The organism is Acidobacteriota bacterium, from assembly GCA_022562055.1.
Classification (GTDB): Bacteria; Actinomycetota; Acidimicrobiia; order Spongiisociales; family UBA5794; genus BMS3BBIN02.
The window spans coordinates 30,648-45,694 of sequence record JADFQA010000027.1; the positions used below are offsets into that span (position 1 = coordinate 30,648).

General features: G+C 58.0%; 14 protein-coding genes and 1 pseudogene. 8 read left to right on the forward strand and 7 right to left on the reverse strand.

All coding sequences use genetic code 11. The features are described 5' to 3' along the window. Positions 1 to 82: 82 nt before the first annotated feature. A complete protein-coding gene (locus tag IIC71_10445) occupies positions 83 to 1,000 on the reverse strand; it encodes a prolipoprotein diacylglyceryl transferase (protein MCH7669597.1) in 918 nt (305 codons plus the stop codon). Between the two features lie 181 nt (positions 1,001 to 1,181). Here IIC71_10445 and IIC71_10450 point away from each other — a divergent pair, with 181 nt between their 5' ends. Together IIC71_10450 and IIC71_10455 are read left to right on the forward strand one after the other, a co-directional pair. Beyond that, entirely contained in the window at positions 1,182 to 2,321 is a 1,140-nt protein-coding gene (locus tag IIC71_10450) for a M20 family metallopeptidase (GenBank protein MCH7669598.1), read from the forward strand. Beyond that, positions 2,303 to 2,758 carry a Cys-tRNA(Pro) deacylase gene (locus tag IIC71_10455; protein MCH7669599.1) on the forward strand — a complete coding sequence of 152 codons (456 nt, stop codon included), beginning with the start codon at positions 2,303 to 2,305 and terminating at the stop codon, positions 2,756 to 2,758. Before IIC71_10450 ends, IIC71_10455 begins: the two co-directional genes overlap by 19 nt. A gap of 117 nt (positions 2,759 to 2,875) precedes the next feature. Here the strand turns inward: IIC71_10455 and IIC71_10460 are convergent, their stop codons facing one another. The 5 genes and pseudogenes from IIC71_10460 to IIC71_10480 all read right to left on the reverse strand — a co-directional run bounded on the left by IIC71_10460 (position 2,876) and on the right by IIC71_10480 (position 8,374). Continuing rightward, positions 2,876 to 3,598: an amino acid ABC transporter ATP-binding protein gene (locus IIC71_10460; protein MCH7669600.1), complete on the reverse strand. Its 723-nt coding sequence runs from the start codon at positions 3,596 to 3,598 to the stop codon at positions 2,876 to 2,878. Between the two features lie 42 nt (positions 3,599 to 3,640). Beyond that, on the reverse strand, positions 3,641 to 5,524 hold the full coding sequence (locus tag IIC71_10465; protein MCH7669601.1) for an amino acid ABC transporter permease: 1,884 nt from the start codon (positions 5,522 to 5,524) through the stop codon (positions 3,641 to 3,643). Between the two features lies 1 nt (position 5,525). Beyond that, positions 5,526 to 6,527, reverse strand: coding sequence for an ABC transporter permease subunit (locus tag IIC71_10470; protein MCH7669602.1), 1,002 nt, complete (start codon positions 6,525 to 6,527; stop codon positions 5,526 to 5,528). Positions 6,528 to 6,653: 126 nt separating this feature from the next. After that, positions 6,654 to 6,833, reverse strand: a pseudogene (locus tag IIC71_10475) (ABC transporter permease subunit). A 452-nt stretch (positions 6,834 to 7,285) separates the two neighbouring features. Beyond that, on the reverse strand, positions 7,286 to 8,374 hold the full coding sequence (locus IIC71_10480; GenBank protein ID MCH7669603.1) for an amino acid ABC transporter substrate-binding protein: 1,089 nt from the start codon (positions 8,372 to 8,374) through the stop codon (positions 7,286 to 7,288). A gap of 560 nt (positions 8,375 to 8,934) precedes the next feature. On the opposite strand from IIC71_10480, the gene IIC71_10485 reads away from it, so the two are divergent. Genes IIC71_10485 through IIC71_10500 form a run of 4 tightly spaced genes read left to right on the forward strand, consistent with a single transcriptional unit; the run spans position 8,935 to position 13,254 of the window. Further along, positions 8,935 to 10,206 carry an adenylosuccinate synthase gene (locus IIC71_10485; protein MCH7669604.1) on the forward strand — a complete coding sequence of 424 codons (1,272 nt, stop codon included), beginning with the start codon at positions 8,935 to 8,937 and terminating at the stop codon, positions 10,204 to 10,206. 6 nt (positions 10,207 to 10,212) lie between these two features. After that, positions 10,213 to 11,463, forward strand: coding sequence for a phosphoribosylamine--glycine ligase (gene purD / locus IIC71_10490; GenBank protein MCH7669605.1), 1,251 nt, complete (start codon positions 10,213 to 10,215; stop codon positions 11,461 to 11,463). A 49-nt stretch (positions 11,464 to 11,512) separates the two neighbouring features. Then, entirely contained in the window at positions 11,513 to 11,959 is a 447-nt protein-coding gene (gene purE, locus IIC71_10495; protein MCH7669606.1) for a 5-(carboxyamino)imidazole ribonucleotide mutase, read from the forward strand. After that, on the forward strand, positions 11,956 to 13,254 hold the full coding sequence (locus IIC71_10500; GenBank protein ID MCH7669607.1) for an adenylosuccinate lyase: 1,299 nt from the start codon (positions 11,956 to 11,958) through the stop codon (positions 13,252 to 13,254). Before purE ends, IIC71_10500 begins: the two co-directional genes overlap by 4 nt. A gap of 34 nt (positions 13,255 to 13,288) precedes the next feature. Here the strand turns inward: IIC71_10500 and IIC71_10505 are convergent, their stop codons facing one another. Beyond that, complete coding sequence (locus tag IIC71_10505) at positions 13,289 to 13,711, reverse strand: group II truncated hemoglobin (GenBank protein ID MCH7669608.1); 423 nt, start codon at positions 13,709 to 13,711, stop codon at positions 13,289 to 13,291. A gap of 131 nt (positions 13,712 to 13,842) precedes the next feature. Between IIC71_10505 and IIC71_10510 the strand changes: the two genes are divergently transcribed. Beyond that, positions 13,843 to 14,538, forward strand: coding sequence for an AzlC family ABC transporter permease (locus IIC71_10510; GenBank protein ID MCH7669609.1), 696 nt, complete (start codon positions 13,843 to 13,845; stop codon positions 14,536 to 14,538). Further along, positions 14,531 to 14,836, forward strand: coding sequence for an AzlD domain-containing protein (locus IIC71_10515; GenBank protein MCH7669610.1), 306 nt, complete (start codon positions 14,531 to 14,533; stop codon positions 14,834 to 14,836). The genes IIC71_10510 and IIC71_10515 overlap by 8 nt, the downstream gene beginning before the upstream one ends. The last annotated feature ends 211 nt before the right edge of the window (positions 14,837 to 15,047 follow it).

Genomic DNA, 15,047 nt, shown 5'->3' on the forward strand with positions numbered 1-15,047 from the left:
CCCTCACATGGATTCTGGCGTCGAATCATGCCGGATACGGGCTGATTCGACGCCAGAATCCATGGGTTGGACGCTGAGCCTGTCAGTCGGCGTCGGCAACCGATTCCTCCGTAGCGCCCAACTTTGCACCTCGCTGAGCGTCCCCCTCTTGCGAGACGATATCCCCCCGTTTGAACGCGACAAAGAGTGCAACCCCGATCAAACCAGCCCCAAGACCTCCCCATTGGCTTCCCGTAAACGGCCCCATGACCGAGTCCGCAACCGTCCCAAGCTTGGCAGCGCCGAGGCGGGTGAAATCGATGAGGAACCGCTGAAAGCCGTACCACGCAAGCCACAACGCAAATATCTGCCCATAACGAAATCGCCTGCTGCTGCGCACAAGCCAGACAAGCACACCAAGCAATATCGCCGCCCCGATCATGTCGTATAACCATGTTGGGTGATAGATGCCGCATATGCCGTTGATAGCTTCGGCCGGACCGCACTCGAGCGAGTCGTGCTGCGGCGAAAGGTCGTTACCGGGCTTGACTGCATACCCAAGAAAAAACGTCGTTGCTGACCCGAGGTGCTCGACAATGAAGAAGTCCCCGACGCGGCCGACAACGGCGCCGATCGCAAACCCTGGCGCCGCCATGTCAAGCATCGATGCAGTGTCCATCCCGATACGACGCATCTTGAACCAAGCAACCAAGATGCCTCCGGCGTACCCGCCGAGAATCGAGAAGTCTCCCGCAAGGGATATGGCATCAGAAAACTCGTAGCCGACGTCTCCGATGTGCGCCGGAACGGTGAAAAACCGGGCGCCGAGAATGGCGCCAACAAGACCCCAAGTCAGCACGCTGGAAACCTTGTCCGTATCGAATCCACGCCGTTGAGCGGCCTTGATGAGGAGTCCTGCGCCGACGATAAAACCGAGGCCTGCAAAGAGTCCATGGAGTGACAACGCAAGGGGGCCGAGTTCGAAAATCGGGACTGGGGGGTATGAGATAGATGCAATCATGCTGACAGCCTATTGCATTTGCCACGCTTGCGCAGGTCGAACCACATCGATTGCCGCGGCTGGCACGCACCGAAGATCCTCGACCACGAACTGATGGAGCTGCCAGATCCCCACCGCCCAACGGCACTCCGCTACGCTGCCTGTCAACGCAACCCAGAGCCAGGAGACCTCGTACATGTCGATGAAGGACCGAGCAGAGCAAGCGTTCGACGCGGTGCAATCAGAACTCCACACCATCTCGCAGTGGATGTACGACAACCCGGAAACAGCGTTCGAGGAGTTCGCCATTTCCGCCCGACTCGCCTCGTTCCTCGGACAGAACGGTTTCACGGTTGACTATCCAGCATGGGGTCTGGAAACGTGTTTCGATGCGGTTGCGGGTAGTGGAGGTCCAGAGGTCATCATCTGTGCCGAATACGACGCGCTACCCGAAGTTGGCCACGCCTGCGGACACAACATCATCGCTGCCGCGGCACTAGGTGCCGGCGTCGCCCTTGCATCTGTGGCTGACGAACTCGCTATTCGCATCAGGGTTCTTGGCACGCCGGCCGAGGAAGCTTACGGCGGCAAAGTCGATCTTATCAACGCGGGTGCGTTCAAGAGTGGTACGGTCGCCATGATGATCCATCCGGCACCACACGATGTTGTGGACCCCAACTTTCTCGCCGTTGCACACATCGACATCGAATTCACTGGCAAGGAATCGCATGCATCGTTCGCACCACAGCTCGGTGTCAACGCCTTAGACGCCGCCGTGCAGGCGTACAACAACGTCTCGATGCTGCGCCAAGCGATCTACCCGACGGACAAGATCCACGGCGTGATCACCTACGGCGGTGGCGTGCCAAATGTCATTCCAGCGTTCACGTCGATGTCGTGGTACGTCCGAGCCGCGACCAAGGAACGGCTCGACGAACTCTACGCCCAAGTGATCGCCTGCTTCGAGGCGGCAGCCACCGCGACCCGAAACACCCTCGAAGTGAAGAGCCGCGGCCATGTCTACAAGGACATTCAGAACAACAAGGTCATGGCAGACCTCTATGCGGACAACAGCGCATCGCTTGGACGCACAATGGGCAGAGGCGCGGATTATGACCCAAGCGCCGCCGGATCGACCGATATGGGCAACGTATCGCACGAGCTACCGACGATCCACCCAATGCTGGACATCCACTCGAACGGCGCTGTAAACCACCAGAAAGAGTTCGCTGCCCACACAACAACGGCAGACGGTCAGCAGGCCATCCGAGATGGAGCGCTTGCAATGGCGTATACCGCCATCGATCTTGCGGAAGGTGACCGTTGGGAAGAACTCGGGTAGTTGTGCCCGAGAAGACCAACGCCATGAGGGCGCTCGACGCAGCAACGGTCAACTACAGCGTGCATGAGTATGCCCTAGCCGAAGATGAGTTTTCGGCGGTAGCCGTGGCCGATCAACTCGGGCTACCGCATGGGCAAGTCTTCAAGACACTCTGTGTCCAAGCCAGCACGGGCGAGTACTGCTTTGCGATCGTCCCGGCAGGCACCAACCTGAGCCTCAAGGCGCTGGCGAAGGCAGCCGGCCACAAAAAGGTCGAGATGGTGCCGGTCCGTGATGTACGAGCGGTCACCGGGTACCCACGAGGATCGGTGACGGTCATGGCCGCGAGAAAGATATTCCAGTCTACGTCGACACCTCAGCGCAGACATGGGACAAGATCGCAGTCTCAGCAGGGACGAGTGGTCTCCAGCTATTGCTCGTACCAGCAGCGTATCTGAGGGTCACATCCGCGAAGCTGATCCCGATTGCCCACGGACCCTGACACTAAGACCCCCTTCATTCGAGCCTCGGGCACCAGCCTCGGATCGATTTACACAGCAGCCCGTTGTCGACGATTACAGGATCTGGCTGAGGAACAGCTTCGTCCGGTCGTGCTGTGGGTTCTCGAAGAAGTGTTCGGGCGTTCCTTCTTCGACGACGAGTCCGTAGTCGAAGAACAACACTCGGTCGGCAACCTCTCTTGCGAAGCCCATCTCGTGGGTCACAACGATCATCGTCATCCCAGTCTCCGCAAGTTCCTTCATGACATCGAGGACTTCCTTGATCATTTCAGGGTCGAGCGCCGAAGTCGGCTCGTCGAACAGCATGATCTTTGGCTTCATCGCCAGAGCCCGTGCAATGGCAACGCGCTGCTGTTGACCGCCGGAGAGCTGTCCCGGAAACTTCTCGGATTGCTCGGGGATACCCACTCGCTCGAGGAGAGCTTGTACGTCTTCTTCAACTTCGGCGCGGGGCAGCTTGCGAACCCACAGTGGGGCCAGGGCGATGTTGTCGAAGACGGTGAGGTGTGGGAACAGGTTGAACTGTTGGAACACCATGCCGACCTCAGAGCGGATCTTGTCGATGTTACGAACATCGTTCGTCAACTCGATCCCGTCCACAATGATCGTGCCCTCTTGATGAGCTTCAAGCCGGTTGATACACCGAATGAACGTGGACTTTCCGGAACCAGAAGGGCCGATGACAACGACCACTTCCTTTTCCTTGACGACAGCGTCCACTCCCTTGAGAGCCTGAAAGTCACCGAACCACTTCTTCACGCCTTCACAGACGATCATGTCTTTATTGCCTTGTACGCTCATCTCAACTCCTCTAGACCTTTACCGCTCACCGACGCCGAGCTTCTTCTCAAGACGTTGGCTCATCCGGGACACCGTGAAGGTGAACATCCAGTAGACAAACGCCGCGAAAATCAGGGGCTCAAGGAACACCCCAATAAAGTTATACGGCCGCGACTGCTGGTTGATCGCCTGTCTTGCGATGTGCAAGAAATCAAACAAACCTACGATCGTCACCAACGACGTGTCCTTGAAAATCGCGATGACCTGACCGACAAGGGCTGGGATCACTGCACGTAGTGCTTGCGGCAATGTGATGAACACCGTCATTTGCAACGTCGTCATGCCTAGGGCCTTGGCGGCTTCGGCCTGGCCACTGCCGACGGCCTGCAATCCGCCTCTGACATTCTCGGCGAGGTACGCAGCCGAGAACAGTGTCATAAAGATCAATGCCCGCATCACCAGCGACAAGCTAACGCCGGCCGGAAGGGCAACCGGCAACATGACGACAGCTACGAGTAGCCAAGTGATTAGCGGCACACCGCGAACGACCTCAATGTAGACAGTACTCATCATGCGGAAAATCGGCATTGACGAGGTCCGACCCAGGGCGAGCAAGACGCCCAGCGGGAAAGACAACACAATTGCGGTGATTGAGAGTAAGAACGTCAAGCCAAGACCGCCGATGAAGAAACTCACCTGAACATCGACGGTCGACACGGTTGTGATAATGATCACCGCGAAAGCAATGACAACTGCAGTGACCGCCCATCCAATCGCATATCGGACTAGGGCTCTGCCAGCCCCACCAAAGGTTGGAGCGGCGAGCGCGAATAGGGCAAATGCAGCCAAGAGAATTCGGAAATTGAACGGTTCGATGAAGGGTGTCAACCCGTCAGGTATAGGAAGGATGCCCGGGAACGCGAAAACGACGAAGGCAACAACACCCACGATCGAAGCGAGGGCACCTCTCGCCTCTCCGGCTTCGGGTGACCCGAACCACAGAAGGGCGAATGCCCCGAGCACGGCGAACACCGCACCGGTCACCATAAACTTCACCAAGGTGTCAGAGTTAATTTGGGGATCGCGCAGAATCACAAGGGCGATAACGGGGAGAGACACCGAAAACGCAATCGTCAGCCACCTTCTGACTCGGGACTGATCGCCCTCAAAATTTGTGCGCAGATAGCTCACCACCACAAAAGTGGCGATTGTCAGAGCAAAGATGTACATCCACGGGTTTGCGGTGGTCTTGGCAATTGGTAATGCGTCGAGAATCCGGTCCGCCGGGACCTCGGGAGGACCTGCCCCCTCGATCGGAAACGCCAGTGTCGCAGTCTGCAAGAACACGATGATCGCAACCATCGCACCGCCCACCAACCCCATGATTGGAATAGATTGAGCCTTACGCGTCTGCTCAGGCAAGCGCCCGAGGATCAATCCGCCACCCAGCGCAACGACACCGCCGATGCCCCAGAACCACGCGCTACCGACGGTTTGCCATTTCTCCGCACCGTCTGGCAGAAGAGCGGTTATCGCCAACAAGATAATCCCGACGCCAATCAGGAGTTTGGCGAGATCCCGAGGTGCGATCTTCCCGCCAGCCTTATTCCAAGCAAGCATCGCTGCGATCAGGACAAACACGATGCCGACAGAAATCCACACCCGATGGATCTGTTCCTGGGGATACGACTGCACCATGAGGAGGCGGAGATTTGCAGTTACCGCGTCCCATCGGCGATCAGGGGCGAACCCCCACGAGACTGCGGACACGAACGAAAACAATGCGATGACTATTGACACAACCGAAAGCACGCCTGAACCCACCGACGAAAAGAGGTTCTCGCGCAGCCACAGGACGGGACCACCAGGCGGAGGCTCTGGCGGAAGCTCTAGGACGTCGAGAGGTGAGAGATGGTCAGTCATATCAACGCTCCACCAGTGCCATTCGTCGGTTGTACCAGTTCACGACCGCGGATAACGACAAACTGAGGGTGAGGTAGAAAATCATCCACACAAGCACGATCGGCAATGACTGGCCCGTCTGATTCATCAACGTCGAACCAACAGCAACAATCTCGGCGAAAGACACAGCAGTCCCGAGCGATGTGTTCTTCGCAAGGTTGAGGTATTGGTTTCCAAGCGGCGGAAGGATGATGCGGAACGCTTGCGGCAGAATGATCAACCGCAGATACTGCGAACGCTTGAGACCGAGCGCTTGGGAGGCCTCCGTCTGCCCCTTGGCTACGGCGAGAATCCCACCACGAACGATCTCGGCTATGAACGAAGCGGTATACAGCGTGACCGCCACCCACACCGAGAAGAACGCGACAGTTGCGAGAATGCCTGTGGTCCCGTATTGCACGAACCCGCCAGTCCCTCGCAGCTCGACGACCGGCTGCTGAACGACGAGCGGCGCACCCGAATCGCCGGTGAACTTGTCAGCAAACCAGTGGAACAAGTTGGCAACGCCATCTCGCAGTATCTCCGCGACGTTAGCAATCTCACCGCTTGGCTTGGTGAGATCGGTGCTTCCCAGTTTGAATGCAATCCACACAGCTACGACGGCAGAAAAGCCCGCAAAGATAATCCGGAAAATGTCGTCGTCGGTGAACTTGCCGAGTCCGGCAGGAGTGCGTTTGGAATCTAGAAACCGCTTGATCCACCAAGTCGCCGCCGCCACGGCAAGTGCAGCAAGCCCTGCCGACACCAAACCGGACGGGATTCCACCAATCGCGTCGCCGATGCCGTCCCACAGACCACTCAAGAATCCCAAAATTGGATGGGCGAACCACCCGACAATCGCAACCCCAAGGACCGTGAGGAATGCAAACAACCCGGAGTGGCCAGCTTCGCCGGTGGCGTCTTGATGTGCCCGGCGCTTTTTCGCGACCTTGCGGGCAAGGTAGATTCCGAAGGCCACGATCATCAGCCATGGCCAGAACCCAGTGGATGGAAACACCCACGTCGATGCAATTCCCTTGTTCGACACCGAAAACAGCTTGGTCCCGATCGTGTCCTCGGTGAGACCGGGCCTCGAGATCAGTAGAGCCTGCCAGAAGAATATCTGGAGGAGCAACGGAATGTTACGAATCGTCTCGACATACAGTCCCGCCAGTTTGCTCACAATGAAGTTGCTCGACAACCGGGCGATCCCGATTACGGTGCCGAGGATTGTTGCCGCAATGATCCCCGAGAAGGCAACTCGAAGCGTGTTGAGGGCACCGACGGCCATGATTCTGAGACCGCTGTCGGGTTGCAAGTCAAAACCCTCGCGGACGGCGAAACCTGGTGGGCTGCCGAGCCAGTCGAATCCGAAGCTGATGTTCGACCGCCTGAAGTTCTCCGAAGCCTCGTTACCGAGAATCCTGAAGAACAGCAGCACGAGCGCTAGCACACCGAGCTGTGCCAGCCACTTGAGAACCGTGGCGTCCCGCCAAAACGGGGGCCGCTCCTGGGTGCGCACGGTTACCGCCAAGTCCTGGATCCTTTCTAGACAACGGATAGTGGGTGATCGTCACGGTAACTTAGCTAGCCGAACGTGTCATGCGCCACTAGCTAGACGACCCTTACGAACACGACAGTCACTGGCGGGCGAAAAACGGACCCTAGCGGAGGCAAAACAGCCAAACGAAAGGGAGGGCGCACCCTCGTGCGCCCTCCCTTTGAGATTCAACTTGGAGTTGATTAACGCGCTGGTGGAGCGTAAATCAGCCCGCCTTCGTTGAAGCGTGCGTTGAAGGTGCCCTCGCGGAACAACCCAATTGAGTTGAGGTTCTGGTTGTACACCTCTTCGTAGTTACCGACCTGCTTGATGACCTGGAAGAAGGCGTCTGCGGCCAGACCCATTGCGGTCTGAAGCTCACCCTCTTGGCCGAACAGGCGTCCGATCTCTGGTCCGTGGTCGCCGTCGACGTTCGCCGAGGTCACGCCGTTCTCATCAGCAATGATCATCGCATAGACGGTCCAGTTGATGATGTCGCCCCACTGATCGTCACCCTGACGGTAAACAGGACCAAGTGGCTCTTTCGAGATTGGCTTCTCTGGGAAGATCACCCAGTTGTCGCCACCTTTGTCATTGGTTGCCTTGTGACCGACAAGCCCCGAACCGTCTGTTGTGACGAGGTCACAAGTGCCGGCGATGAACTTCTCAATGGCCTCAGGGAACACCTCAACCGTTTCGAGCACAATCGATGCACCGGCGATGTTCGCCCACTCAGTGATGTTCTTCTCAGTGGTGGTACCAGCGTTGGTACACAGGATTGCGCCATCAACGTCGGCAGCGCCTGAAGTTGTGGTGAATCGGCTGGCAAGACCCATGAGCTGCTGACCGTCGTAGAACGTGGTCGGAGCAAAGTTCATACCAATGTCCGTGTCGCGAGACTGCGTCCATGTGGTATTACGGATCAGGACGTCAATTTCGTTGTTCTTCAGAGCTTCGAAACGCTCTTTGGATGTCAACGAACGGAACTCGACAGCGCTGGCATCACCAAGAACGGCAGCAGCAACGGCGCGACAGAAATCGGCATCAAAGCCGGTCATCGAACCATCAGGCTGCAACTCGGAGAAACCAACAGCGGTTCCACCGACACCACAGATCAACGTGCCACGAGCTTGCACTGCGGCGAGCGTCGTACCAGCGGTGACCTGAGCTGCCGGAACGGCTGTTGTGTCAGGTGCCGACGTGGTTGTGGTGTCATCGGCATCGCCACCGCCACCGCATGCTGCGGCGACAAGGGCGAACACAGCGACAAGAATAATTAGGCGCTTTTTCATAGAGGGACCCTCTCTTCTAAATCAGATTTACCCACCTTTCAGAGACGCCACTAACTCGAACTACGGTCTAGAAAGCGGAGCCTGCGAAAGGCGCCCTGAAATTTAGCCCCATCGCGTCGTTCGCGCCACCCAACTTCGGGAACTACCCCGACCTCCACGACGTTTGACCCTTACACAACCTAAATGCACGCTCGACGAAAATGCAGAGTTATCGCAAGAATTACGCTCCAACCGACCCATGCGAACTACGCATCCGGGCCCAAGACCCGCTGCCCGCCCCTGCCAAATGGTGACCTCGACCCGATGCCGACACCGCGGCGCAACGCGTTGTATCGAAACTAGATGCTACGCAGGCCGCATCTGTCCGCGCCAAATCTCTCGACACGCGTCCTTGGGAGCAGGAACACAGACCCAACTCCGAACCGAAGCTGACGACGATGGGAACGCCGCTTCCGACCTTGGTCCGCGTATAGACCGAATGGTTCTTGGGGAGGGGCCGCGATGTGGACGGAACGCGTCTGGCGCCTACACTCGCATAACGGTCGAACCCGGAGGTGAAGATGCCGGCCACGGTCGTAGTTGGGTCACAGTGGGGCGATGAGGGCAAGGGAAAAATAACGGACATTCTGTCCGAACACGCCGACATCGTGATGCGTTATCAGGGCGGGAACAATGCCGGACACACGATCGTTGTCGATGGCGAAATGTTTGCCTTGACGCTGATACCGAGTGGCGTCCTCTACCCCCAAGTCACACCCGTCATCGGCAACGGCTGCGTCGTGGACCCGGCCGCGTTGCTCACCGAGATGGACATGCTTAACTCGAGAGGCATCGACGTCACCCGGGTCCGCCTCTCTGCAAACGCGCATCTCATCATGCCGTACCACCGCAAGCTCGACGCAGTAATGGAACGGTTTCTTGGAAAGCAGCAGATCGGAACTACCAAGCGCGGTATCGGTCCGGCCTACATGGACAAATACGCACGTCAGGGAATACGAACCCAAGACCTCTTCGACCCAAAGATCTTCCGCTCAAAAGTCGAGATTACGCTCAAAGAGAAGAACAAACTCCTTACCAAGGTATACAACCAACTGCCGATGGACCCCGAGCCGATCATCCAGGAATACCTTGGGTACGCGGAACGCCTCCACGACCACATTGCTGATACATCCCTCTTGGTGTGGACCGCAATCCAGGAAGGCAAGAACGTGGTCTTCGAGGGCGGCCAAGGCACGTTGCTCGATGTCGACCACGGCACCTACCCGTTCGTGACAAGCTCGAACCCCGTTGCAGGCGCTGCTTGTGCCGGTGCAGGCATTGGACCGGGCGCAATCTCAGACGTCCTCGGTGTGACAAAGGCGTACATTTCAAGAGTAGGCGCCGGGCCGTTCCCGACAGAACTCGACAACGAGATTGGGGACAAAATGATCGAGATCGGCCGTGAGTTCGGCACTGTGACCGGACGCCGCCGCCGTTGCGGGTGGCTCGATCTGCTCGCGTTGCGCTACGCCGTTCGAGTCAACGGGATCACAAAGATCGCTCTGACCAAGATTGACGTGTTGTCCAGTTTCAGCACCATCAAAGTCGCTGTTGCGTACGATTCGCTTGACCAGCGTTATACAGATTTTCCTCGCCAACAGCGGGTGCTGTACAACTGCACGCCGGTATACGAAGAACTCCCTGGGTGGGAGCAGGACATCACCGCGGTCCGCTCCTTCACCGACCTCCCTAAACAGGCTCAGTCATACATTGAATACATTGAAGACGCCGCCGGAGTCCCCATCTCCATCATCTCCGTCGGCCCCGAGCGGGCAGCAACTTTCGATCGGTAGGTCCCAGTGAACGTGATGTTGATCGGCGGCGGCGGACGAGAACACGCCATCGGCTGGAAAATTCGCCAGTCGCCGCTCCTCAAAAACCTCTTGAGCGTCCCAGGAAACCCCGGACTTGCTCAGCTCGGATCGGTGTATCCCGACCTCGATCCGACAGATGTTGAAGCCGTGTGCGACCTCGCGGTGGCAAACGCCATCGACCTCGTAATCATTGGACCGGAAGCACCGCTCGCCGCGGGACTCGTCGACGCGCTCAATGCCGTGGGAGTGCGCGCCTTCGGACCGACCAAGGCGGGTGCCCGGCTCGAATCGTCCAAAGCATTCTCCAAGGACGTCATGCGCCGCGCCGGCGTACCAACCGCGAAATCTGCAACATTCACAGACGCAGACGAAGCCGCTGAATATCTGGCCAATTCAGAACCTCCTTACGTCGTCAAGGCGGACGGTCTCGCTGCCGGCAAAGGCGTTCTTGTCACTGAAGGTTTGCTGGCAGCACAGGGGTGGGCACGAAGCTGCATCGCCGGCCACTTTGGTCCCGCCGGAGAGGTCGTTGTTATTGAGGAGTTTCTCGAGGGCCGCGAGATTTCGATTTTCATGCTGTGTGATGGCAAAACCGCGATCGGGCTAGAGCCGGCACGCGACTACAAACGACTCCTCAACGGTGCATACGGGCCGAACACCGGTGGCATGGGCAGCTACTCCCCCGCCAGGGACCTCCCAGCGAATCTTGTCGCAACCACGATTGCTGAGATCGTCCTTCCTGTGCTCCGAGTGCTCGCCGACGACGGCATCGTCTACAAGGGTTTCCTTTATGTCGGCCTGATGCTGACGGCAGATGGGCCAAAGGTTGTTGAGTTCAATTGCCGTCTCGGCGATCCTGAGACACAGGTTGTCCTCCCTAGGCTCGAAGATGACTTTCTCCAACTGGTCAGCGACGCCGTCGACGGGAATCTGCCGACAGACAGCCTTACGTGGAGCGCCGATGCACATGTCAACGTCGTCCTCGCTTCACCGGGCTACCCGGACAACGTTGAGACCGGGCATCTTATAACCGGGGTCGACGACCTCGAAGGTTCCCTGGTTTTTCACGCCGGCACATCGCTCACCCCACGCGGTTTGGTCACGGCCGGGGGCCGAGTCCTCCACATCGTCGGGAGCGGACCGAACGTTGACGAGGCTCGTGCCAATGCGTATACCAGCGCCGAACTCGTATCCTTTAGCGGCAAGCAGAACCGCACAGACATCGCCACGAATTGAACTTACGGCCGCGCCACTTGCAGATGCGGCTCGACATAATGGGAGAAAAATGAAGGTCGCCATCCTGATGGGCTCAGACAAAGACAGGCGGATCATGGAACCTGCCAGCACCGTACTTGATGAACTCGGCGTGCCACACGAGGTCTATGTGATGTCCGCCCATCGAAATCCAGAACAGGTGAACACATTCGCCACGCAGGCCCGCGGCGCGGGATACGCGGCGATCATCTGCGGCGCCGGCAAAGCCGCCCACCTTGCTGGCGCGGTTGCCGCAAAGACAACGATTCCCGTTATCGGAGTCCCCATCGCAGCAGGGGCGTTGCAGGGCATCGACGCGCTGTATTCGACCGTCCAGATGCCGACAGGAATACCGGTAGCCACGGTCGCAATCGACTCGGCTGCAAACGCGGCGTATCTTGCCGCAGCCATCATCTCAATTCACGACGACGAAATCGCAGAAAGACTTTTCGAATACAGAGAAAGCTGGAATTCATGATCGAGCGTTACACCCGCCCCGAGATGGCAGCGATCTGGTCAGAAGAACGCAAGCTTGCTGTGTGGAAAGAGGTCGAGACGCTTGTCGTTGAAGCGTGGGTGGAGGAAGGGGTGGCACCTGCCGAAGCGGCAGAAGCTGTCCGTCGCGCTCCCGAGGTTGACCCTGTGGAGTGGAAGGAACGCGAGTGGGTGACCCACCACGACGTCGCGGCGTTCATCGACCTCCTCTCGGAGTCGACAGAGACGGGTGCCGAGTGGATTCACTACGGCCTTACCTCGTCGGACATCCTCGATACCGCGCAGGGTGTAACAATGAAGGCTGCAGCCGAACTCCTACTGGGCAAGATTCGAGAATTGTTCGACGTTGTCAGCGAACGGGCTGTCGAGCATCGTGACACGCTGATGGTCGGCCGCACGCATGGAGTCTGGGCGGAACCGACATCGTTTGGACTCAAGCTGGCGAACTGGGCCTTCGAGATCCAGCGTGGTTATGACCGGCTCAGCCGAGCTAGGGACACGGTTGCTGTCGGCAAAATCTCTGGGGCTGTCGGTACCTATGCGCATACCCCACCGAACATTGAAGCGTACGTCTGCGACAAGCTCGGAATCGGCATCGAACCGGCGTCGACGCAGATTACGCACCGTGACCGACACGCCGAGTTCGTCACGACGATGGCAATCATCGCCGCAGGTATCGAGCGATTCGCAACCGAGATACGACACTTGCAACGTTCCGAAGTATCCGAGGTACGCGAGGCTTTCCACCCCGGCCAGAAGGGTTCTTCGGCCATGCCTCACAAACGTAATCCGATCGGATCGGAGAACGCATCTGGAATGGCGCGACTGTTGCGGGGCAACGCTGTTGCGGCGATGGAGAACATCGCGTTGTGGCATGAGCGCGACATCTCGCATTCGGCTGTCGAGCGCGTGATCCTCCCGGACACCTGTCTTGTGCTGGACTACACGCTGGCGAGGATGACCGCGATCATCGAGAATCTTATGATCGATACCGACCGCATGCTTTCGAATCTCGAAAACACTCGAGGCCTCGTATTCTCCCAAGCGGTGTTCCTCGCGCTCATCGAGCACGGTTCTACCCGAGATGACGCGTACCGCATAGTGCAACGCAACGCCATGATCGCCTGGGACACCGGTACCCAGCTCAAGGACGCATTGTTAGAGGACGACCGGGTGGAATTGGACGCAGAAATCATCGAATCATGCTTTACGGCTGAACGTTTTCTCCGCAACACCGGAATTGTGTTTGACCGACTAGCCGCGGTCGAGTTGTCATAGAAACATTACCGAGCGTTATCGAGAGTTGGTGGAATCAGCCGGACTGGTTCTGCATGTGATGAGCCAGATCGTGCATACGCGATTCGAGAAACACTCGTATCTGATCGCCGATTCCGCAGTCGTCCATGGCTGCGTGCATGCATGAAAGCCACATCTCCACTTCGGCAGACCCGATTGCAAAGGGTGCATGACGCATACGCATCCGAGGGTGGCCGTACGCTTCGATGTACAGGTTTGGTCCCCCAAGCCATCCGCTCAGGTACTTAAACAGTTTGCCGACAGACACCGAGAGGTCGCGTGGCAGCATCGCCCGAATGATCGGGGCTTCCTCATGTATGCGCTTGTAAAACGACTCACACAACCTGCGGACACTGTCCTCGCCGCCAATTTCGAGGTAAGGGGTGTCAGCATCGCCCCACGGATGACGCGTTGTTGGCTCGCTCAGCGGTTGATCCATGAATCAATGTTACGCGAGTGACAATGGCCCGATCCCGCTCGGGTGCTGAGGTCGCGTACCAGCCCGCAGTGCACGTGTGAGAATCGGCTGCACTCGCTGCTAGCCTCCGCGCTTCGCAAGGGAGATGTGTGGTGAAGACGAGTGACAGTCCGCTCATTAGGCGGGCGGCGACAGATATGATCCCCCTGCTCATTGGTGCCCTCCCGTTTGGCATCCTATTGGGCATTACGATCGTTGAAGCTGAGCCGGTGAACAATGTGGTTGGCTGGCTGGGCAGCGTGATGATCTTTGCTGGCGCTGCACAAATAGCGATGACCAGCTTGCTCGGATCCGGAGGGTCGCTGTTGATTGTGATCGTCACGGGCCTCGTGATTAATGCGCGACACATGATGTACTCGGCTGCCCTTGTCGACCGGTTTCGCAGTCAACCCCGATGGTTTCGATTCTTGGCGCCGTACTGGTTGATAGATCATGTATTTGCATTGATCGATACCCGCATTGACGACGAAATGTCGGACAGAGACTTCCGGGTCTACTGGCTGACGATCGCCTTGACGTTCTACAGTTTTTGGCACGTGTTCGTCACCGCAGGGATGCTGCTGGGTCCGACGATCCCGCCGACGTGGCCCGTCGAATTCGCGGTTCCGGCGATGTTCGTAGCGATCGTGGTGCCTGCGATCAAGGACCGGCCAGCCGCAGTTGCGGCAGTCGTGGGGGCTCTTATCGGAGCCACAGCATCGACACTCCCGCTTGGTCTCGGCCTGATCGTGGGTGGGGCTGTCGGCATGGTTGCGGGTACGGTTGCGGATCGGCGAACCTATGCATGAACTCTTTGCGTACGCAGTCGTAGGTGCAGGGACCTACGTCATGAGATCAGGATTTATCCTTGCCGGTGCGGGCGCTGAATTGCCACCCGCCTTCAAGAGAACCCTCCGGTTTGTTGGACCTGCCGTCTTGTCCTCACTAGTCGCGGTCGATGTGGCCAACGGAGAAGGTATCTCGGCGTTCCTTTCAGGCCGCCCCGAGACGTTTGGCATTCTTGTCGCGGTCGCTGTTGCATGGTGGAAGAGCAACGTCATCCTTACCATCGCGGCGGGCGTTGCGGTGGTCTGGGTTCTTCAGTAGTTCACCCCGTAGCTGTCGAGGCGACTGCTAGGGCTTTCCGTGATTCGAGCGAAGACCACCAACCCGTCTAAATCTGAAGGCTGTGACTAGACACCCCAGGCGCGGATCTTGTCAAGCTGCTTTTGTGGTGACGGCTGGTTGGCGGTGTGCCCAGGCTGTGTCTTCGTTGTAGATGGTGCCGTGTTGGAGGCATCCGTGGAGTATTCCGACG